This window comes from Candidatus Hecatella orcuttiae, from assembly GCF_002009985.1.
Taxonomy (GTDB): Archaea; Thermoproteota; Bathyarchaeia; order Hecatellales; family Hecatellaceae; genus Hecatella; species Hecatella orcuttiae.
In genome coordinates, this window is sequence record NZ_MTLX02000002.1 from 189,577 (window position 1) to 208,581 (window position 19,005).

23 protein-coding genes and 2 pseudogenes are annotated in these 19,005 nt (G+C 48.6%); 17 read left to right on the top strand and 8 right to left on the bottom strand.

The features are described from left to right. Nucleotides 1-27: 27 nt before the first annotated feature. Entirely contained in the window at nt 28-327 is a 300-nt protein-coding gene (locus BWM17_RS01135) for a TRASH domain-containing protein (RefSeq protein WP_414641297.1), read from the bottom strand. A gap of 18 nt (nt 328-345) precedes the next feature. Continuing rightward, nucleotides 346-639, bottom strand: a complete 294-nt coding sequence (locus tag BWM17_RS01140) for an Lrp/AsnC family transcriptional regulator (RefSeq protein ID WP_309492043.1) — start codon at nt 637-639, stop codon at nt 346-348. 148 nt (nt 640-787) lie between these two features. On the opposite strand from BWM17_RS01140, the gene BWM17_RS01145 reads away from it, so the two are divergent. The 7 genes and pseudogenes from BWM17_RS01145 (at nt 788) to BWM17_RS01170 (ending at nt 5,193) form a co-directional block, all read left to right on the top strand. Continuing rightward, entirely contained in the window at nt 788-1,201 is a 414-nt protein-coding gene (locus BWM17_RS01145; RefSeq protein WP_309492044.1) for a DUF6114 domain-containing protein, read from the top strand. Nucleotides 1,202-1,216: 15 nt separating this feature from the next. Beyond that, a pseudogene (locus tag BWM17_RS09665) lies at nt 1,217-1,288 on the top strand (zinc-ribbon domain-containing protein); the annotation flags it as partial. A gap of 15 nt (nt 1,289-1,303) precedes the next feature. Further along, on the top strand, nt 1,304-2,032 hold the full coding sequence (locus BWM17_RS01150; protein WP_309492045.1) for a hypothetical protein: 729 nt from the start codon (nt 1,304-1,306) through the stop codon (nt 2,030-2,032). A gap of 24 nt (nt 2,033-2,056) precedes the next feature. Then, nucleotides 2,057-2,695, top strand: coding sequence for an isoprenylcysteine carboxylmethyltransferase family protein (locus tag BWM17_RS01155; RefSeq protein ID WP_309492046.1), 639 nt, complete (start codon nt 2,057-2,059; stop codon nt 2,693-2,695). Then, nucleotides 2,688-4,769 (top strand): heavy metal translocating P-type ATPase, encoded by a 2,082-nt coding sequence (locus BWM17_RS01160; protein ID WP_309492047.1) that lies wholly within the window; start codon nt 2,688-2,690, stop codon nt 4,767-4,769. Before BWM17_RS01155 ends, BWM17_RS01160 begins: the two co-directional genes overlap by 8 nt. 4 nt (nt 4,770-4,773) lie before the next feature. After that, the gene (locus BWM17_RS01165; RefSeq protein ID WP_309492048.1) at nt 4,774-4,917 is read left to right on the top strand and encodes a YHS domain-containing protein; all 144 of its coding nucleotides are present in this window, start codon (nt 4,774-4,776) and stop codon (nt 4,915-4,917) included. A gap of 15 nt (nt 4,918-4,932) precedes the next feature. Next, complete coding sequence (locus tag BWM17_RS01170; RefSeq protein WP_309492049.1) at nt 4,933-5,193, top strand: heavy metal-associated domain-containing protein; 261 nt, start codon at nt 4,933-4,935, stop codon at nt 5,191-5,193. A 40-nt stretch (nt 5,194-5,233) separates the two neighbouring features. Here the strand turns inward: BWM17_RS01170 and rnhB are convergent, their stop codons facing one another. Together rnhB and BWM17_RS01180 are read right to left on the bottom strand one after the other, a co-directional pair. Further along, nucleotides 5,234-5,917: a ribonuclease HII gene (gene rnhB / locus BWM17_RS01175; protein WP_309492050.1), complete on the bottom strand. Its 684-nt coding sequence runs from the start codon at nt 5,915-5,917 to the stop codon at nt 5,234-5,236. A 57-nt stretch (nt 5,918-5,974) separates the two neighbouring features. Further along, nucleotides 5,975-6,271 carry a hypothetical protein gene (locus tag BWM17_RS01180; protein WP_309492051.1) on the bottom strand — a complete coding sequence of 99 codons (297 nt, stop codon included), beginning with the start codon at nt 6,269-6,271 and terminating at the stop codon, nt 5,975-5,977. 194 nt (nt 6,272-6,465) lie between these two features. Between BWM17_RS01180 and BWM17_RS01185 the strand changes: the two genes are divergently transcribed. From BWM17_RS01185 to BWM17_RS01230, 10 genes and pseudogenes are all read left to right on the top strand, one after another. Beyond that, nucleotides 6,466-7,725 (top strand): adenosylhomocysteinase, encoded by a 1,260-nt coding sequence (locus BWM17_RS01185; protein ID WP_309492052.1) that lies wholly within the window; start codon nt 6,466-6,468, stop codon nt 7,723-7,725. 38 nt (nt 7,726-7,763) lie between these two features. Next, the gene (locus BWM17_RS01190) at nt 7,764-8,177 is read left to right on the top strand and encodes a translation initiation factor IF-2 subunit beta (RefSeq protein WP_309492053.1); all 414 of its coding nucleotides are present in this window, start codon (nt 7,764-7,766) and stop codon (nt 8,175-8,177) included. Between the two features lie 6 nt (nt 8,178-8,183). Next, nucleotides 8,184-8,507 carry a DUF424 domain-containing protein gene (locus tag BWM17_RS01195; protein WP_309492054.1) on the top strand — a complete coding sequence of 108 codons (324 nt, stop codon included), beginning with the start codon at nt 8,184-8,186 and terminating at the stop codon, nt 8,505-8,507. Between the two features lie 88 nt (nt 8,508-8,595). Then, complete coding sequence (gene eif1A, locus BWM17_RS01200) at nt 8,596-8,898, top strand: translation initiation factor eIF-1A (protein ID WP_309492055.1); 303 nt, start codon at nt 8,596-8,598, stop codon at nt 8,896-8,898. Between the two features lie 51 nt (nt 8,899-8,949). Beyond that, entirely contained in the window at nt 8,950-9,744 is a 795-nt protein-coding gene (locus BWM17_RS01205) for a serine protein kinase RIO (protein ID WP_309492057.1), read from the top strand. Beyond that, the gene (locus tag BWM17_RS01210; protein WP_309492058.1) at nt 9,728-10,288 is read left to right on the top strand and encodes a KH domain-containing protein; all 561 of its coding nucleotides are present in this window, start codon (nt 9,728-9,730) and stop codon (nt 10,286-10,288) included. Before BWM17_RS01205 ends, BWM17_RS01210 begins: the two co-directional genes overlap by 17 nt. Before the next feature lie 30 nt (nt 10,289-10,318). Then, nucleotides 10,319-11,833 (top strand): annotated as a pseudogene (locus BWM17_RS01215) (DNA topoisomerase VI subunit B); the annotation flags it as partial. Further along, nucleotides 11,814-12,908: a DNA topoisomerase IV subunit A gene (locus BWM17_RS01220; RefSeq protein ID WP_309492059.1), complete on the top strand. Its 1,095-nt coding sequence runs from the start codon at nt 11,814-11,816 to the stop codon at nt 12,906-12,908. The pseudogene BWM17_RS01215 and the gene BWM17_RS01220, both read left to right, overlap by 20 nt. Nucleotides 12,909-13,111: 203 nt before the next feature. Beyond that, nucleotides 13,112-13,816, top strand: a complete 705-nt coding sequence (locus BWM17_RS01225) for an ABC transporter permease (protein ID WP_309492060.1) — start codon at nt 13,112-13,114, stop codon at nt 13,814-13,816. Further along, on the top strand, nt 13,804-14,523 hold the full coding sequence (locus BWM17_RS01230; protein WP_309492061.1) for an ABC transporter ATP-binding protein: 720 nt from the start codon (nt 13,804-13,806) through the stop codon (nt 14,521-14,523). The genes BWM17_RS01225 and BWM17_RS01230 overlap by 13 nt, the downstream gene beginning before the upstream one ends. A gap of 35 nt (nt 14,524-14,558) precedes the next feature. On the opposite strand, the gene BWM17_RS01235 is transcribed toward BWM17_RS01230, so the two are convergent. The 4 genes from BWM17_RS01235 to BWM17_RS01250 form a co-directional block, all read right to left on the bottom strand. After that, on the bottom strand, nt 14,559-15,575 hold the full coding sequence (locus BWM17_RS01235; RefSeq protein ID WP_309492062.1) for a hypothetical protein: 1,017 nt from the start codon (nt 15,573-15,575) through the stop codon (nt 14,559-14,561). Between the two features lie 29 nt (nt 15,576-15,604). Next, nucleotides 15,605-16,534, bottom strand: coding sequence for a hypothetical protein (locus tag BWM17_RS01240; protein ID WP_309492063.1), 930 nt, complete (start codon nt 16,532-16,534; stop codon nt 15,605-15,607). A gap of 109 nt (nt 16,535-16,643) precedes the next feature. Further along, the gene (locus tag BWM17_RS01245; protein ID WP_309492064.1) at nt 16,644-17,681 is read right to left on the bottom strand and encodes a zinc-dependent alcohol dehydrogenase; all 1,038 of its coding nucleotides are present in this window, start codon (nt 17,679-17,681) and stop codon (nt 16,644-16,646) included. 47 nt (nt 17,682-17,728) lie between these two features. Beyond that, the gene (locus tag BWM17_RS01250; RefSeq protein ID WP_309492065.1) at nt 17,729-18,754 is read right to left on the bottom strand and encodes a zinc-dependent dehydrogenase; all 1,026 of its coding nucleotides are present in this window, start codon (nt 18,752-18,754) and stop codon (nt 17,729-17,731) included. Between the last annotated feature and the right edge of the window lie 251 nt (nt 18,755-19,005).

The following is a 19,005-nucleotide window of genomic DNA, read 5'->3' on the forward strand; positions in this document are numbered from 1 at the left end:
TAAGAATGTTTTATCGTGAGGTATTTGTTATGTTTTGGAAAGGGATCTCAATCTGTGTTGGTACTTTTCCTTATAGGAGGCTCGACAGGTTTTGCAGCAGAAGGAGTGTTCTCGGTCTCCTATTTTATGGGTTTCAGGTTTACCTTTTATCTCTCTGCCGCAGAAATTGCATGTCAACCGTAATCCCAGTCCAGGTCTGAGAATAATCCCCGGTTGCTCTTTGACTATCTTGGCGATTATGTTGCTGGAGACCACTGTAACTCCTTCAAGTTTCGCTATGGTTTTCGCCAAGAAATCTTGGAGAGCTTTCAGGTCTTGGGCGAACACTTTGATGAGAAGGTTGCCTTAGCCCGCTGTCAAGTAGATAGACCTGACCTCCTCGATTTTGTCCAAGACATTGAGGGTTTCTTCAAGCTTGGAGAAGTCAACTTTCAACATGACGTTTGAAACTACTCCCTGCTCTATTTTATCCGTGTCCAGCAGAGGGATTATCTTTTTTATGAGCCCTGAATCAAACATCCTCCGCATGCAACTTTCCACAGTTGGCGTGCTGACCAAGGCTTGCTTGGCTATTTGGCGCAGGGGCTTTCTTCCATCCTCCAGCAGAGCTCGGAGTATGGCTATATCTGTTTCATCCAACTTGATGGACAAGGGGTCTCAACGGGAAACCTCCTCCGCGATTAATTAACGTTTACAATTGAAAAATGAGCGACTCATTCTCTTCGCCTTTTTAAAGGTATACGCTTTAATACCCTCCGGGACCAAGTCTAGATAGGGGAGTAGAAGCGTGAACGGGGAGAAGCCAACCGCAGCCTTCGTTTTATCCCTCGTCGCAGGGGTTTTAATAGCGCTGGGCGGAGCTGTGAGCTCCGTTTTCATGGGAATGATGGGTCTGTACAGCGGCGGCTGGCGTGGGATGATGGGCGGATACGGCATGATGGGTTGGCCTGTTTGGGGCTTCGGTGTAGCCTTCGGCATAACAGGCCTAGTCGTAGGTGTCATCGTGATCATCGGCGCGATAATGCTGGATTCAAGACCTCAGGAACATAGGACATGGGGCGTTATAATACTGGTCTTCTCAATCCTGAGCATCCTAGGCGGAATGGGCGGCTTCGGCCTAGGGTTGATTCTAGGAATAATCGGAGGAGCATTAGCCATAGGCTGGACACCGCCGGCGCAGGCGACAGAACGTGTAAAATAGCCCACTAAAACCTGTGTCCACTGCGGTCGGGCGATTGTTTCAAACGCCAAGTATTGCCCTCAATGCGGAAAAGAGCAGCCTGAATAGAGACGGTGCGGCGACATGTCTTATAACTGGAAGGTAAGCGCGCTGGTAATAGCTACAGCTTTGGCTGTGGCAGTAGTTGCGTTGTTTTTCTATTCTTACACCTACGTTCCCGGCATGAGGCCTCAACCTCTGGCGCCAACTCCGTCCACTGCCATGCCTCCCAGCATGATGGGCGAAGGACCAAGTGTAGGAGAGCCTTCTGCGGCTCAGGAGTTGCTGACGATGGAAGGGGCGCTGGCGGCCTCCCAAGATTACCTCCGAAAAGTAGGCGATCTGGATCTGGCTGTGGCTGAGATAATGGAGTTCAGCAACCATTATTATGTGGATGTTTATGAGCAGAGCACAGGTATTCACGCCTTCGAGCTTATCATAGAAAGGGATGGAGACATCTACCCGGAGCATGGACCGAACATGATGTGGAACACCAAGTACGGTCACCATGGAGGCGGAATGATGGGTGTGGGAGGAATGATGGGGGCTTACTCCATGTCGGCAGAAATGCCCATCGACGAGCGGGAGGCATTGGTCTATGCTCAAAATTATCTGAATACATACATGCCGGGAGCCGTTGCTGTGGAGCCCCATAGATTCTACGGATACTATACGCTTCACGTGGAAATAGACGGCGGCATCGTCGGCATGCTCAGCGTAAACGGCTACAGTGGAGATGTCTGGTATCACAACTGGCATGGGGAATTCATCCGAATCATGGAGCTGCAAGAGCACCATGAACATGAGGATTGAAAACGCCTCCTAGGGGGAGCCTCCATGACGTGGGAGTTCTGGAATAGGTGGGACCTAGTCTTGGCGAATGTGGCATTGTTCTCCCTATTCCTCCTCCTCATGCCCTTCAAAAGGCGAAGCGCATGGGGTTCCCGCGGGGCCTTCATAGGTTTCTTGGTAGCCTTATTCACCGAAATGTACGGCCTACCTTTGACGGTTTACGTCATCGCTCCTTTTCTTCTACCGTTTTCCGGCTCCAGCCAGTGGCTGTGGAGTGGACACCTATTCGGATGGGTGGGCATAGCCGTTGGAACACCCATCCTCATCCTAGGCGGAGCCTTAATCGTGGCCGGATGGAGGGCGGTTCATAGAGCGGTGTCAAGCGATGGGGGACTTGTGACTGATGGAGTCTATCGTTTTGTACGGCATCCTCAATACCTAGGACTGATGCTTCTCACCTTAGGCTGGTTGGTACATTGGCCGACCATCATAGGCGCGGCGATGTGGCCTTTTCTGGTTCTTCTATACTATCGGCTGGCGAGAAGAGAGGAAAAAGATCTGGAAATGAAGTTTGGAGAAAGATTTCACAAATACAGGAATACTGTTCCTATGCTTCTGCCAAAATCGAAGTTTAAATTACTCGTTATAGGGAATAATAAAAAAATGAGGGAATCACATGGCTAAAGACCCGATTTGCGGCATGTATGTGGACGAAAACAAGAAAGAAGTCATCAAACGAGAGGTTAGAGGGCGAACATACTATTTCTGCAGTGAAAACTGTGCCGAGACGTTCATGAGGCCTGAGGTTGAATTGCGAAATCTTAAACGACTCGTAATATTCAGTTGGATCTTAGGAATTTTGACGTTTACCTTCACCTACATAAAGGTCTTGCCGGCTTTACCTAACAATGTTTGGCTCTTTATTTTCGCCACACCGGTTCAATTTGTAGCCGGGTATAGATTCTATCGAGGTACCTGGGACGCTTTGAAGAGTAGAAACGCCAACATGCACACGTTGATAGCCATAGGTACTTCTGCAGCATGGCTCTACAGCACTATCGTTACCTTTTTTCCTAACTTCTTTCCTAGAGCGGAAGTATACTTCGACACGGCCACCTTAATTATTGCGCTGATACTTACGGGAAGACTATTCGAGGATATTGCCAAGGGTAAAGCCTCGGATGCGGTCAGAAAACTGATGGATCTTCAACCAAAATTAGCCCGATTGATAAAAGATGGAAAAGAAATTGAAGTTCCCGTCGAAAAAATTCAGTTGGGCGACATCTTAATCGTCAGGTCTGGAGAGAAAATTCCTACCGATGGTATAGTGATTGAGGGCCACTCCTCTGTTGACGAGAAGATGATCACTGGCGAAAGCATGCCGGTTGGAAAAAAAGTGGGTGACGAAGTTATCGGCGCCACTATCAATAAAGTTGGGATGCTGAAGATAAAGGCAACAAAAGTCGGTGCGGACACAACTCTATCCCAGATAATAAAGTTGGTTGAGGAGGCTCAAATATCACGGGCCCCTATACAACGGCTGGCTGATGTGGTATCGTCCTACTTCGTCCCCATAGTCATCTTGGTAGCAGGTATTGCGTTCTTTGTATGGTATCTGATAGGTTTGCAGAGCTTCCAGTTCTCCCTCACCGTAGCCATAGCTGTCCTCATCATCGCTTGTCCTTGCGCCTTAGGAATAGCGACACCTATGGCCATCATGGTTGGAACGGGAAAAGGGGCTGAAAACGGCATTCTCATCAAAGGAGGAGAATACCTTGAGAAAGCCCACAAGCTTCAAGCCATGGTCTTTGACAAGACGGGAACCTTGACCAAGGGAGAACCCTCCTTAACTGACATCATTCCACTCAGTGGGCTGAATGAAGAGGAAGTATTAAAGCTGGCCGCCATCGCCGAGAAAGGCTCAGAGCATCCTCTAGGAGAAGCCATCATTCGGGGCGCTAAGGATAAAGGAATAGATATCCCTGACCCTGCAAAGTTCGACGTTGTTCCAGGGCATGGAGTGAAAGCGGAATACAATGGTAAAAAAATATTGCTCGGAAATAGGAAGCTCATGAAAGATAACAAGATAGACATAGAAAAACTTGAAGACAAAATTAGCGCACTCGAAGAAGAAGGTAAGACGGCGATGGTGCTTGCTTTGGACGGGAAGGTGATTGGGATAGTTGCTGTGGCAGACACATTGAAGGATTATTCAAAAGAGGCAATAGAAGCCTTGCAGAGCATGGGAATTGATGTCATTATTCTCACCGGAGACAATAAGAGAACCGCAGACGCCATCGCCAGAAAACTTGGGATCAAACGGGTTTTGGCAGAGGTGTTACCGAAGGATAAAGTCAACGAAATTAAACGTCTTCAACAAGAAGGCAGAATTGTAGGGATGGTGGGGGATGGAATAAACGATGCACCTGCATTGGCTCAAGCAGACATAGGCATTGCCATTGGAAGCGGAACCGATGTGGCCAAAGAAACTGGCGGCATTCTGCTGATCAAGGAAGACTTGAGAGACGTTGTAACTGCGATAAAACTGAGCAGAAAAACTGTTAGAAAGATCAAACAGAATCTCTTCTGGGCGTTCGCCTACAACACTGCCTTAATCCCTGTGGCAGCGGGAATACTATACCCTTCCTTCAACATACTACTTCATCCTATTTTTGCGGCTGCAGCTATGGGGCTCAGCTCCTTGACTGTGGTCGGAAACTCGATGCTCCTCAGGAGATTTAAACCTGAAAGGAGGTGATATCTTGGCGAAAGATCCTATATGTGGAATGGATGTGGACGAAGAGAAAATCCAATACAAGTCTGAACATGCGGGAAAAACTTATTATTTTTGCAGCCCAACTTGTAAGTCTGAATTTGACAGAAACCCTGAAAAACACGCAAGATAGGAGAAAACCGAACCGATGGAAGAGAAACACATCCGCAAGATTTTACCTGTAAGGGGTATGCCATGCGCTTCCTGCACCCTGACGATAGAGAAGGAACTGAAGAAACTGGAAGGTGTAAAGGATGCACAGGTGAGCTACTTGATGGAGAAGGTTGCTGTAACCTACGACCCTGAAAAAGTCGGAATCCCTGACATAGAGGGCAGAATCGAAAAGCTTGGCTACAAGCTTGCCTACAAGAAATATAAAAGCTTCTTCAGCAGAATACTCAGAACTTGAGTTTAAAAAACCCTCTGTCGGAGGAGCCTCATTTTCTTTTTTAGAAGAAACGGGAAAGTTTCGACTGGGTTATTTTTTCCAGAATTTCTCGCCTTGTTTCCCATTCCAACCTGACGATTTCCGGAAACTTCTTGTGCTTTCTAAAATATTTTTCCAGAAAACTGATCGTAACCTCATCTGAAGGATACCCCGAACCCATAGGCCCGTACTTTTTACAGTATTCTTCCATGATCATGTCTCTTCTCACCTTTGCAAGTATTGAGGCTGCGCTCACAATGGGGTATTTCTTGTCAGCGAAATTTTCAGCTATAATTTTACCTCGATGTGTTTTCAGAAAATTTTTGAGGACGTTGAGAAAATTTTCAGGAGCAGAAGCAGGCGCATCTATGTACGTGACATCAGGGTTGAACCTTTCCATTATCTCCGCCATTTTCCGAGCTTCAAGCACGTTCAATTTCCCCCGCCTGACCGCCTCGTCTATCTCCCTTGGGTAGACCTCCACCATGTGAAAGCCTTGAATTGTCTTCATTATCTTACTTTTCAACTCGACTCTTTTTTGACGGGTCAATTCCTTGGAGTCCTTCACACCCAATTCTTCGAGACGCCGGATGGATTCCTCCGTGGCTACGACCCCGCAGACTATCATGGGGCCGATGACAGGTCCTCTTCCCGCCTCGTCGACGCCTAGGATCTTTTCCGTAGGTGTATCCCCGCCTGAAACCATGTGAATTGGCTGCTGTGCATTCCACCTTTTCCCAAGTTTGGGGCAAGTGAAAGTAGGTTAAGCTCTAGTTTTCAATGCTTCCAGTCTGGTCTTGTGTTTTTCCAGCGCCTTCATAAACGCATCGGAGGCATCCTTCCCAAGCCAGTTTAGGTAGGCTAGGCTGCAGACAATCAAGTCCGCTATGTCAACTTCGATTTCAGGCGCCTCCCGGCCTTTGTGCATGTACTTCTCAGAAACTTGACCTAACTGCTCGGTGAGAAGTGTTATAAAGAAGGCGGAGGTGTAAGCTTTTTTCTCGTCATATTCCTTCGATATTTCCTGCACAGCTTTCTGCGCTTCCCTTAAATGATGCATAGGAATCCCTCCCTTGAATAGTAAACAATGCCTTTAAAGAAAAAAGTTAGGTTAAGCGCCTAAACCCGAAGCCTGTCTTCGAAGTACAAAGCACGACTCAGACACGGTTTTTCGGCTTAAATTACTCCATGGTTGTAGCGAAGCTTAAATGTGTTAGAGGTTTACATTAAACCAAAATCGTCGGAGTTTGAAACTTGAAACACCATAGAGTTAAGGACCTATCCTTAGCCGAAGACGGCCGGAAGACTGTGGAGTGGGCTGAAAGCAAGATGCCTGTCTTGCTGAAGGTGAGGGAGGACTTTAAAAAACGCAGGCCCCTAGAGGGCTTGAGAATAGGAGCCTGCCTCCACGTCACCAAGGAAACAGCAGTCTTGGTTAGGACTTTGAAGGCAGGAGGGGCCGAGGTGGCCCTCTGCGCCTCAAACCCCCTTTCCACCCAGGACACTGTGGCGGCCGCCTTGGCTGAGGAGGGGGTGAAGGTCTACGCTTGGAGAGGACAATCCAGCGAGGAATATTATCAGTGCATTCAAGATGTCCTGCAACATAGGCCGGAGGTCACTGTGGACGACGGAGCCGACCTCATCACCACCATCCACAGCAAACGCCAAGACCTCTTAGGCGAGATACGGGGAGGCACCGAAGAAACAACCACGGGAGTTGTGAGGCTGAGGGCCATGGCCCGAGACGGCAACCTCCGCTATCCTGTGATAGCCGTCAACGACGCCTACACCAAATATCTTTTCGACAACCGATATGGAACAGGCCAAAGCACCATCGACGGCATCCTCAGAGCTACAAGCATGCTGCTGGCTGGGAAAAACTTCGTGGTGGTCGGCTACGGCTGGTGCGGCCGAGGCATAGCCCTCAGAGCTCGAGGAATGGGAGCTCAGGTCATAATATCCGAAGTAGAACCCTTGAAGGCCTTGGAAGCCTTGATGGATGGTTTCCAAGTTATGCCCCTCTCCAAGGCTGCGGAGATTGGCGACATTTTCGTCACCGCCACGGGGAACATCAACGTCATCCGCGGGGAGCACTTCGCCAAAATGAAAGATGGCACTGTTTTGGCGAATTCAGGGCATTTCAACGTAGAATTGGCCCTCCCTCAACTGGAGGAGATGACTGTCTCCAAGAGGACTATCAGGCCCAACGTGGAGGAGTTCCACCTCAAAAATGGAAGAAAGCTTTACCTCTTAGCCGAGGGCAGACTGGTGAATTTGGCAGCGGCAGAGGGTCATCCTCCCGAAGTGATGATGATGTCCTTCGCCAACCAGGCTTTATGCATAGAATACCTGAAAAACAAAGGCAGAGAATTGAAGCCCCAAGTTTACAAGGTCCCGGAAAACATTGACAGAAGAGTCGCAACCTTGGCTTTGAAAGCCCACGGCATAAAGCTGGATGAACTCACGGAGGAGCAGAGAGATTATCTTCAAAGCTGGGAGTTGGGAACGGTTTAAAAGGAAAACCGTCTGATAATCTATTGTGGGAAAGACACTTGGTTGACGTCACTGAATACGAAAAACAGTTAGACCGCCTCTACGCAAAGCTACCTAAGACCTTGAGTGTAAAGGAAAGGTTCGAGGTTCCTGAACCTCAAACACTCATCTTCGGAAATCGAACTTTCATAAAGAATTTTAAAGCGATAAGCGACAGCCTTAACAGAAGCGAGCAGCATCTTTTAAGGTTTTTAGCCAAAGAACTGGCAACCGCAGGTAGCTTAGAGGGAGGTCAAGGAGTATTCCAAGGGAAGTTTAACTTCACGGTAATAAAGCAGTTGATTGAAAACTACATCAAAGAATACGTTACATGCCCTGTTTGCCGAAGCCCAGATACAAGGCTTGTTAAAGAGGAAAGATTCCGCTTTCTAATCTGCGAAGCATGTGGAGCCAAATCCTCCGTAAGAGGCTAAAGATGGTTGAAAAAACAATCCTCACAACATCAAGTCTACGTGAAGATGGTGAAGGTCAGAAATGATACCGTGGTCGCTGTATGTGACGAGGAATTGTTGGGGAAAAAATTTGAGGATAAAAAGCGAGGTCTAAAACTGGAAGTAAAGGAGACTTTCTACAAAGGCTCAAAGATGGGGCTGGAAAACTGCATAGAGTATGTTAAGGCGGGCTCTATCGTCAATCTTGTCGGCTCGAGAATCGTTAGAAAAGCAGCCGAATGCGGGCTGATAAATCCCATCGCAGTGATAGTGATAGCCGGGGTTCCCCATGCCCAGCTGATAAAGATGTAAAAAAATAAAAGTAAACTAGTGCACGCTGCTTATGAGAAAGGTTATATTTTGCCTGTTTATCAATAGAAAATAGTTTGTTGGTGAAAATTTGAAGAGGAAGGTTCTGAGCGAAGAAGAGCTGAAAGAATTAATCCTTCCGGGAGAAGGCCAAGTTCTAGGCATAGTTGTGAAGATGCTGGGATTTGACAGAGTTGTGGTCAGGTGCACCGATGGGAAAGAAAGGTTCTGCAGAATAAGGGGGAAGATGAAAAGGCGAGTGTGGATCAGGGAAGGTGATGTGGTGCTTGTCTCTCCGTGGGAATTTCAAAGCGACAGTAAAGGCGACATAGAGTGGAGATACACAAAAAATCAAGCTGACTGGTTAAGGAAAAACCATTATTTGAATATGTGATTTGCCAGCCTTTCATTCCCTGCAATTATTAGACGGGGAAAACCGAAAACCTTGCCTAAAAATAAAATCGAAAAAAAACTCTTCATCCGGGAACGATACTACGACAAAGCGCAACGTATGAAGATAAAACGTTCAGAAGAATACGAAGTTCTCGAAGAAGTCTTCGACAAACCTACCCTTATGACAATTTACCACTTGATGAATCAGAAGGTCATAGACAAACTTCATGGGGCTGTGAAAAGCGGGAAAGAGTCTAAAATTTTCTGGGCCATCGCTCCCTCAGGAGCGGAACTTGCGGTGAAAATATATCTCACTGTTTCCGCAGAGTTTAGGAAAGGAATGCTCCCTTACCTTGCAGGCGACCCGCGTTTCAAACGCGTGAAGAGCGGTAAACCTCTTATCTATACTTGGGCTGAAAAAGAATTTAAGAACCTTAAAATCGCCCTCAAAGCAGGCGTTCGAGTTCCCACACCCTACGCTGTGAGAAACAATGTTTTAGTCATGGAATTTATAGGGGAAAAAGGGGTTCCTTCTCCTCTTTTAAAGGATCTACCTCCTCCCAGCCCTCAAGAAAGTTATTTAAAGCTGCTGGAGTACGTAAAACTGTTGTACAGCAAAGGCAACCTAGTTCACGGGGACTTGAGCGAATATAATGTGATGATACACCGCGGAGAACCAGTTCTGTTCGATGTGTCCCAAGCCGTCCTCTTGAGTCATCCTCTCGCCGACCAACTTCTCCGCCGCGACATACGTAATTTAAACCAGTTTTTCAGAAAACTCGGCGTAAAAATTCAGGATGAAGAAAAAATATATGAGTGGGTGGTGGGAAATGGCTCAAGTGCTTAAGGTGCGCATTCCCATCGAACGAGTCGGAGTACTCATAGGCCCTAAGGGGACTGTAAAAGAGCGAATAGAAAAAGCTTGCAACGTAGACTTGATCGTAAACGGCGAGACAGGGGAAGTGGAAATTTCATGCAAGGATACCTCTGGCGATCCGTCCTCCATCCTGAAGGCTCAGAGCATAGTTTCAGCCATAGGCCGCGGTTTTTCTCCGAAAAAGTCTTTCCGCCTCATGGACGAGGAGGTGATGCTGGACATCTTAAACTTAAGGGATATAATTGGCAGGTCTAAGGCGGATATGGCCAGGATAAAAGGAAGACTTATCGGGAAGAAAGGCAAAACTAGAAAGATAATAGAGGAAACTTCAGGCGCTGACGTTTCCATCTACGGTCATACCGTGGCTCTCCTAGGGAGATTGGAGGAATTGGAGGCAGCTAGAGAAGCGGTGCGAATGCTGATTGCGGGAAGCCAGCATGCCACCGTCTATCGTTTCCTAGGCAGAAAGAGGCAGGAGATAAAGAGAGAAAAGTTGAAGCTTTGGGAGGAGTGAAAAGAGACGAGTTCTAGGGAAAATTTCTACGAGATCAGTCCTGCTGATTTCTTCTATCGAAACAAGGACATAGCCGGCTTCAGCAATCCTGCCAGAGCTATATATTCCGCTGTGAGGGAGCTTGTGGAAAACTCCTTAGATGCAGGGGAATTTTACAGGTATCCCCCAGACATCTACCTGAGGATAAGCTCCGAAGACGGAAAAGAAACTGAAGGGGCGACTGTTCATACCATAAGGGTTGAAGATAATGGCTCAGGTGTCCCAGCCCGCCACATCCCCTCGGCCTTCGGTCAGGTTTTCTACGGCTCTAAATATAAGCTCCGCCAGTCTAGGGGAACCTTTGGGCTTGGAGGCACCATGGCCATCCTCTACGGTCAGATAACCACCAGCAAGCCTGTTAAGGTGATTTCCTCCACCGCGGGGAAGTGCATCCATGAATATGATGTACTCATCGACATCCGCCGCAACCGCCCTATGGTTTTGAGGCATAAAACCTACAATAACCCCGACCGATGGCACGGCACTGTCATCGAAATCAAGATGGAAGGGGACTACAGCAGAGCCAGCGCAAAAGTCCTAGAGTACCTCAAGCAGACCGCCATCGTGGTTCCCTATGCCAACCTTTCCTTTGTAGACCCTAAAGGCCGGCTTTACCGGTTTGAGAGAGCTACAAAAGAAATGCCCAAGCCGCCCACGGAGACAAAGCTTCATCCTTACGGCTCGGATGTGGAGACTCTTAAACGAATGGTTTCGACGACTTCCTGCAAGAACATGGTCAGTTTCATGATGGAGCACTTCCACAAGGTGGGGAGGAAAATGGCTTTAAACTTTCTGGAATACGCCAAGATACCTCCCAAAAAGCGGCCTCACAGACTTAAGACTGAAGACCTTGTGAAACTGGCTAAAGCCATGAAAGAGTTCCCGCACTTCCGCGCCCCTTCCGCCGACTGTCTTTCCCCTCTGGGAGAAGACTTGCTCAGAACCGGGATTCAAAAGGAGTTGAAGCCTGAATTTGTGGCGGTTAGGCAGCGTAGTCCCTCCGTCTATTCCGGTTACCCTTTCATCGTGGAGGTGGCAGTAGCCTACGGGGGCGAGATTCCTAAAACGGGGTCTATCCTCCTTTACAGATTCGCCAACAGGATACCTCTCCTCTACGACGAAGCCAGCGATGTGGCTTGGAAGGTGGTGAACGAGGAGGTGAACTGGAAATATTACAACGTAAACCCGGCAGAAGCCCCCTTAGCCGTCTTCGTCCACATATGCTCCACCAAGATACCCTACAGAAGCGTGGGCAAAGAGTTCGTTGCCGAGGTTCCGGAAATCGAGAGGGAGATTCTCAACGGAGTGAGGGAGGCCGCTCGGGAACTCTCCCTCTTTCTATCCCGCAGAAAAAGCGTGGAGCGGGAGAAACGCCGGTTAGACATTTTTGAAAGATTCCTTCCCAAGATCGCACGTTTCTCTTCCGAGTTAGCTGGGAAGGATAAAGTTCCTGAAGTTAAACCTTTGTTGAAGAGTGTGGCTAAGTATGGTGCGGAAGAAGACTGAGTCCATGAAGGATAGGAAAAAACAGGTACTGGAGAGGTTGAAAGAGTTAGGGGAGAACATCTGCGGCCAGATTGAGAAAGGCATTTTCCCCTGGCTGGAGATGCCCAGCCGTTCAACTTCAAACATCCAGTACGATAAAAAAATCCGCCAATATGTGCTGGGAGATAAAACAATAAAGCGGGTCACCCGCAATGTCCGCCACATCCGCCCTTTCACCCAGCTGGTTTGGCTGGGGGACATGGTGAACATGCTCATCCGCCAAGGCAAAACCAGCACCCTGAGGGATATGTTCTACATGTCCCAAGCCTATGAGGTGGATTTCACCGACCAAGCAGAGTCAGACGACATCGTCACAGACTTGGAGAGTCTGATTAAATTCGCCCGAGAGGACTTCAACGTCTTCCCCGAAGAGAGGTCGGCCATCTACGCCAATCTGACCATCGAATACACGGTGCCGAGATATGAGGGAAAACGGCTGAACCTCACCGTTCACCCCGACGGCGTTATCATCGGCCCGGCTTTGGCCAGCGCTGAGTTTATAGACACTGACGCTGAGATGGTTCTCTGCATCGAGAAAGGCGCTATGTTTACGAGATTTCTGGAGGAAGAAGTTCATAAAAAGTTTAAGGCGGTGCTCATCCACACAGCCGGGCAGGCTCCTAGAGCTACAAGGCACATCATCCACAGGCTTAACCGGGAGCTGAATCTCCCCGTCTACATCTTCTGCGACGCCGACCCTTGGGGAATGCACATCGCCCAAGTCATCATCAGCGGCTCAGCCAACGCAGCCCACCTGAGGGAGCTGACCACTCCCGACGCCAAATGGGCTGGAGTCTGGGCTTCCGACATCGTCAAATATCAGCTGCCCTCGGAGAGACTGAAGGAACTGGATTTGAAGAGGCTGAAGGAACTGGAGCGGGACCCCCGCTACAGGGAGGAGTTGTGGCAGAGGGAAATTCAAGTTTTCTACGACATCAAGAAGAAAGCTGAGCAAGAGGCCTTCAGTCGTTATGGTTTGACTAAAATTGTGGAGGACTATCTGCCTAAACGAATGGAAGAGATTAAAAGCTATTAACAAGTTGAAAACCTAGAGTCGCATGGTAGCTTAACAGTTTTTTAGCGGTTGGACGCTGGAGGCGGAATAAGGTTAATATCTTTATGCCGTTATGTTTATAAGAATATTTCGATAAAACTTTTGTCAAACACCGCCAAGCCAGCGTATTATCTCGCTTAAAGGCGATGGAGGAATTCATTAACCCAACTTTAAGTTGATAGACTATGGTCTGGGAGGCTGTGGAGGGCGCTCAAAAGGCTTTAGAGCTCATAATGTCCGGAGACCCCATGGTGATAGAAATCACCCTGAGGTCGGTCTACGTTTCAGGCTTAGCCACTCTTTTAGCTTCTTCATGGAGCTTGCCTCTGGGAGCAGCGATAGCTCTGAAAAATTTTAGAGGAAAACGGCCGGTTAAGGGCTTATTCAACACGCTTTTGGGCATGCCTACGGTGGCTTTAGGGCTTCTTCTCTATCTTGCCCTTTCAAGAAGCGGGCCGTTGGGATTTCTCCAACTCTTGTATACCCCTATGGCGATAGCCTTGGGGCAAGCCATCTTGGTGACTCCCATCATCGTCAGCTTCACCGTCAGCGCCATCGAATCCGTGGACCCTGAAATTCGGGATTTGGCCAGGACTTTGGGGGCTTCGGAACTCCAAGCAGGCTTGGCTGTTCTAGGGGAAGCAGCGGGAGGTGTTGTCTTAGCGGTTACAGCAAGCTTCAACAGGGCCATAGCCGAACTGGGTGTGGCTTTGATGGTGGGAGGCAACATTCGAGGGGCCACCAGAGTTTTGACAACGACCATCGCCCTTGAAACGACCCGTGGGGAGATAGTGTTAGGAATAGCTTTAACCATCATCCTGTTGCTTGTGGTTTTCTCCTTGAGCCTTGCTGTAAACCTAGCTGGGAGGAGGACGACTTGGAGGTTTTGATGGAGCTCAAGGACATCGTTAAAACCTACGGGAGGATAACCGCCCTAGACCACGTGAGCTTGAAAGTTAGAAGAGGAGAGACCCTCGCCCTCCTCGGCTCCAACGGAGCCGGAAAGACGACGATGCTGAAGATCATGGGAGGAATCCTCAAACAGGACAGCGGAAATATCTACTACGGCAGGGAGAAGATCGATGACCGTAACCTGAAGCTTCTCCGAAGAAACAGCACCATGGTTTTCCAGAAAACGGTGCTCTTTAACTCCGATGTATATGGGAACGTAGCCTACGGGCTTGAGCTGAGACGCATCCCTGAAGCAGATTTAGAACATCGAGTCCGGGAAGCCTTGAGCCAAGTGGGACTGGAGGGCTATGAAAAGAGACCTGTGAAAACTCTCTCGGGAGGAGAACAGCAGAGAGTGTCTCTCGCCAGAGCTCTTGCCTTAAAGCCTGAGCTTTTGCTCCTCGACGAGCCTACAGCAAACCTAGACCCTGAGAACGCGGCTGCGGTTGAGAAAATCATAAAGGAGTTCAAAGGCGCCACCACCGTCATCCTAGCTACCCATAATCTTTTTCAGGCGAAAAGACTGTCGGACAGAATTGCATACATGGCAAGGGGAGTTTTGGTTGAAGAAGGTTCTCCGGAAGAAATCTTTCAAAGACCTAGGGATGAAAGGACAGCGAGATTCGTCCGAGGCTTCGCCTTTTGAAAAGTTTTCTGGAAATGCGCTGCTGAGTCTAACGATTACGCTCCTAATCTGTTTATTAGGCTTGATTTTTCGCGGTTCACAGTTTCTCTGACCAGAGCGGCTATCGCCCTGTGGTCTCTAGGATTGAATCCCGCTGTCTCCAGCTTCTTTAAGCTTTCCATCATGCCTTTGAGGTGGGGTTCTGGCAGTTTTTCGAGGAGGAAAAGATTCTCCTTCAGATAGCTTCCAACGTCTCGAAGGCTTATCTGCCTGATTTTTTTCTCCTCACAGAGAACAGCTATGACCACAGGGTTGGTTTCTTTGTTCGCAACGTCTTCCTCCAGCTTTCTGAAGTCATTGGCTGCCATCTGCATCAAAACCGCGGAGCAAAGCCAGAATTCAGAAAGATAGTCTTGGATTTCTTCGCTCTCTCCTCCGCTCTCCATGTAGACAATTCTAGCTATATACGCACCCATCAAGCCGAGTTTTTTCTCTAAAAGTTTAACTGCGCTTTCCCAGCTTGGAAATTTCTCCCTTAACCAGTCGACATCATCTTGCAAAAGGTGGAGGCGGACTGCCTTGTCTTCTTCTTGACCTGCCTCCAGCCGGGTTCTGCCTTCCTGGTATAGGTTTAACGATGAAGAGTGATACTGCCTGAACCTTTCATAGACAAGGCTTTTTAAACGCTGAGAGACCTTTGCTAAAAAATTGTAAGTTCTCCGCCTAGCTTCAAATTCCTCAGCATAAAGCTTATGTTTCAAGCTGAGAACTTCTGGGCGAAACTCGTCGTCCATGGTGTCCAGCACATCCGACTCGAAGGCTGTGAGTCGGAGGGATGCTGCCAACCGAAGGGACGGCTTCCGGAACGCTGCGTCAACGTATCCTCTGTTTCCTTTCCACACCACAAATGATTGGATAGTTGCCGCCTTCGACAGTCTGGTATGATAGTTTAGTAGAAAGCTGAGTTCTTCCGGGAAATTTTTAAAATGTTCCTTCAAAGTCTTTTTCATCATGAAGCTGGCAAGCTGGTCTGAAAAGGAGTAAAGCAAACCCAGATACGCCTTAGGCATCATCGGTGAACAACTTAGCCTCCGCTACCGGCTTAGAATTCATAGATTTCCGGCCCAAAGATCCCTGCGATTATAACTCTCTTTCTGAGGATATGAGGCGTTGGAGGGGGGGCGGTAATTTTACCCTCTGGTGTGAAAACTCTAAATGAAAGAGACCCAAGTTTTTCGTGAACGAAATACATTTCAGCCTCCCTCTTCGACCGAACAAGAGCCCTTTCGCCGGAGCTGTATTTTTTAAGGTACTGGGTTGCCTCGTTGAGCATCATGCTTCTCAGCGCCAAGGCTACTAGGTAGATGAGTTGAGGGTCAGTCCAAGTTCGGCTGGAGGAGCCCTGTTGCACGTAGACAAAGCTGCTGTAGTCGGATTTCGAGGGGGGAAGCATCATGCCTGTGGGACATTGAAGTTTGGTATGCCTCACTGTCACGTTTACATCTGGAAGAAGTTGGAAGAGGGCTTCGTTTTTGACAGCCCAGTCTAGGGAGTAATTGATGAGGAAATGGGCAGTGAAAGTTGAATTGTTTTTCGTTTTCTCCTCCAACTTCTTGAGGTCTTGGGCGAAATGACCTGAAACTCCCTCAGGCTCTATACTGGAGTCTAGGTCTCCTAAAAACCTAAGCCTCACATTGAATTTGGCTGCGTAGTCGTCGTAGATTACGTAAAGCCGTTTGAGGGCGTCGTAGATCTGGGGATAATTCTCCCTCAACCTATGTCTTTCCTCGATCACATTGATGTAACAGGCGGGACTGCCGAGGATTCTGAGAATGTGAAACAATCTTAAGGAGAAAATCCCCCCATCCACATAGGCTTCCGAACCCTCTAGGTCCGTGGAAGTCCTCATGCCGTCGGTCATCTCGTAAATGACCATCTTCCTGACCTTCTCCAAGGGATGCTCTATTCTGAGAGCCTCGCAGGCAGCGAGAAAAGTGTCGAGTACCTCTTCGCCTTCGGGAAGTTTAAACAACCTTATCTACAGCTCCAAGATAGGGTTGCTAAAAGTTTAAGCTAACCTTTTTGTCTTAAGCTTTTCTCCGACTCGAAAACGTGAACGAGGGTCTCAGGGAAATTCGCAGCTATGGGTGTATGGCCACCTTGATGGCCTTGCCTTGAGCCATGGATTTTAAGCCTTCTTCCACCCGGCTGAGCGGCATCTCCTGGGTGATAAATTCCTTTGCTTTGATGGCGCCGGAAGATATCAGACTTAAAGCTTTTTCGACACAGTGAGGTGTATGGTGGAAGACGCCCTTTATTGTAAGCTCCCCGTAGTGAACAGTCCCCGCGTCGAATGGTACAGTGCTTCCAGAAGGGCAGCCTCCGAAGAGGATGATTCGGCCTCCTTTCCCAGTCATCTGCACGGCTTTTCTCCATGTTTCCGGAGAGCCCACGGCTTCGATGACAACTTCCGCTCCTCTTCCGCCCGTAAGTTTTCTCACTTCTTCCACCTGATCCACTTTCGACGCGTCGACTAAGCAGTCGGCTCCCAGTTTACGGGCGTTCTCAAGCCTTAAATTCGACAGGTCTGAAACTATAACCTCCCTCGCACCTTTTATCTTCGCCAGTTGCAGGTGCAGGAGGCCTATGGGCCCCGCCCCTATGATGGCCACCCGCTCGCCTAGGCCGATGTCGGCAAGTTCCACACCGTGGACTACGCAGGCTAAGGGCTCCAGCAAGGCGGCTTCCTCAAAGGAAACATGGCGGGGCACTTCGTACATGTTTTGCTGAACTATTCTGGCTGGGATTTTGATGTACTCCGCGTAGGCTCCTGGAATGGAGAAGCCGATTACATTTTCACTTAGGTTTTCGCAGAGGTTAGGTTTTCCCCTTTTACAGTAGTAGCAAGTGTTGCAGGGGGCTGTGTTGGCAGCGACGACCCTCATCCCCTTCCTGAAGCCTACAACTTCCCCGCCTATCTTGACTATGCGGCCGGAAAATTCATGTCCAATTATCATGGGAGGCTTAGTCAGGGGATGGCCAACCTTGTACATTTTCAGGTCGGTGCCGCAGGTTAAGACGACTTCAACCTTAACTAGAACATCCCGTGGGCCGATTTTAGGTATGTCCACTGTTTCCAGCTTTATGTCGCCTGGCTTATGGTATACCGCTGCTTTCATCCTACCATCCATTTTCATCACTCCACTCGCTGGTGCCGGGTCCTCCTTTAAGGGGTGATGATTATTTTCAGCGATTCTTTTCCTTCAGCAGCCAACTTTAAAGCATCAGCAACCTGGTCCAGCTTAAAAGAGTGGGTTATCAGTCCGCTCAACTCAAGCCGTTTGGTTTCCATCAGCCTTAAAGCCATATTTGTTTCCAGCTCCGTCGTCGAGTAGCTGGGAATGAGGGATATTTCCTGGATGAAAATTTTGCTAACATCATAGGAGAACACGGCTCCCTTCAGGGGAGCTCCGAAAAGAACCACGGTTCCACCTTTCCTCACCGAATCCAAACCCTGCCTGATCGCTTCAATGCTTCCAGTAGCAACTATGACAGCGTCCACGCCTAAGCCGTGGGTGAGATTCTTCACAGCGAGAACAGGGTCTTCGCGCAGAGAGTTGAAGACAGCTTCAGCCCCAAATTTCTCAGCCGCCGCTAACCTAAAATCGACGAGGTCGCTGACGAAAATTCTACCTACTCCTAACAACTTCAGAAGCTTGGCGAAGATCAGCCCTGCAGGTCCGGCGCCGATGATCATCACGTCATCACCGGGTTGAAGACTTAGTTTCTTCGCACCTCTTATGCAACAGCCTACAGGCTCTATGAGGGTGGCTTCTTGGAAAGAGATACCCCGCGGAATTTTAAGGACGGCGCCTCTCTTCACATTGGCGGCGGGGACTTTGAAATACTCTGCAAATCCTCCGGGGTCTAAGTTTGTGCGCGGAAATTCTTCGCACATCGTGTAGTCTCCATGCCTACAATAGTGGCATTTGTAGCAAGGGACATGATGATGAGTGAAAACTCTGTCGCCCACTCTCAGTCCCTCTACCCCTTCACCAACTTCCACAACTTCGCCCACTACTTCATGGCCTAAAACAGGGGGGGTGAGAAAGTAACCAGCAGTTTTCTCCACATCCGTTCCACAGACCCCACAAGCTTTCATCTTCACCAGCACTTCTCCACGCCCTATCTTGGGGATGGGGACATCCTCAACTCTTACGTCGCTGGGACCCCTCAGAAAAGCGGCTTTCATCTTCACCTACCTAATTGATTTAAGATTTCAATCAATTAATGAGGCTTTAAAGCCCGCTGAAAGTTTAAAAACTTTCCATTCCTCTAACGCTGCAAGTTGCACTTTTTCCTCCGTTGCGATCGTAATGTTATTTAGGCATCAGTGTCAAGATCTTTTTTGAAAAATGGCTGATTTTAACCTAAGGGAAGGACCTTCAAGCTTGACTGGGAAAATAGGTTTGCTTATTCTTTTGTCAACGTATTTTGAATATT

Excerpts from the sequence above, each read along its gene's own strand:
- BWM17_RS01210 (WP_309492058.1), top strand. The coding sequence starts at position 9,728 with ATGGCTCAAGTGCTTAAGGTGCGCATTCCCATCGAACGAGTCGGAGTA.
- BWM17_RS01170 (WP_309492049.1), top strand. The coding sequence starts at position 4,933 with ATGGAAGAGAAACACATCCGCAAGATTTTACCTGTAAGGGGTATGCCA.
- BWM17_RS01225 (WP_309492060.1), top strand. The coding sequence starts at position 13,112 with ATGGTCTGGGAGGCTGTGGAGGGCGCTCAAAAGGCTTTAGAGCTCATA.
- BWM17_RS01245 (WP_309492064.1), bottom strand. The coding sequence starts at position 17,681 with ATGAAAGCAGCGGTATACCATAAGCCAGGCGACATAAAGCTGGAAACA.
- BWM17_RS01155 (WP_309492046.1), top strand. The coding sequence starts at position 2,057 with ATGACGTGGGAGTTCTGGAATAGGTGGGACCTAGTCTTGGCGAATGTG.
- BWM17_RS01160 (WP_309492047.1), top strand. The coding sequence starts at position 2,688 with ATGGCTAAAGACCCGATTTGCGGCATGTATGTGGACGAAAACAAGAAA.
- BWM17_RS01150 (WP_309492045.1), top strand. The coding sequence starts at position 1,304 with ATGTCTTATAACTGGAAGGTAAGCGCGCTGGTAATAGCTACAGCTTTG.
- BWM17_RS01220 (WP_309492059.1), top strand. The coding sequence starts at position 11,814 with ATGGTGCGGAAGAAGACTGAGTCCATGAAGGATAGGAAAAAACAGGTA.
- rnhB (WP_309492050.1), bottom strand. The coding sequence starts at position 5,917 with ATGGTTTCAGGCGGGGATACACCTACGGAAAAGATCCTAGGCGTCGAC.
- BWM17_RS01250 (WP_309492065.1), bottom strand. The coding sequence starts at position 18,754 with ATGAAAGCCGCTTTTCTGAGGGGTCCCAGCGACGTAAGAGTTGAGGAT.
- BWM17_RS01235 (WP_309492062.1), bottom strand. The coding sequence starts at position 15,575 with ATGATGCCTAAGGCGTATCTGGGTTTGCTTTACTCCTTTTCAGACCAG.
- BWM17_RS01180 (WP_309492051.1), bottom strand. The coding sequence starts at position 6,271 with ATGCATCATTTAAGGGAAGCGCAGAAAGCTGTGCAGGAAATATCGAAG.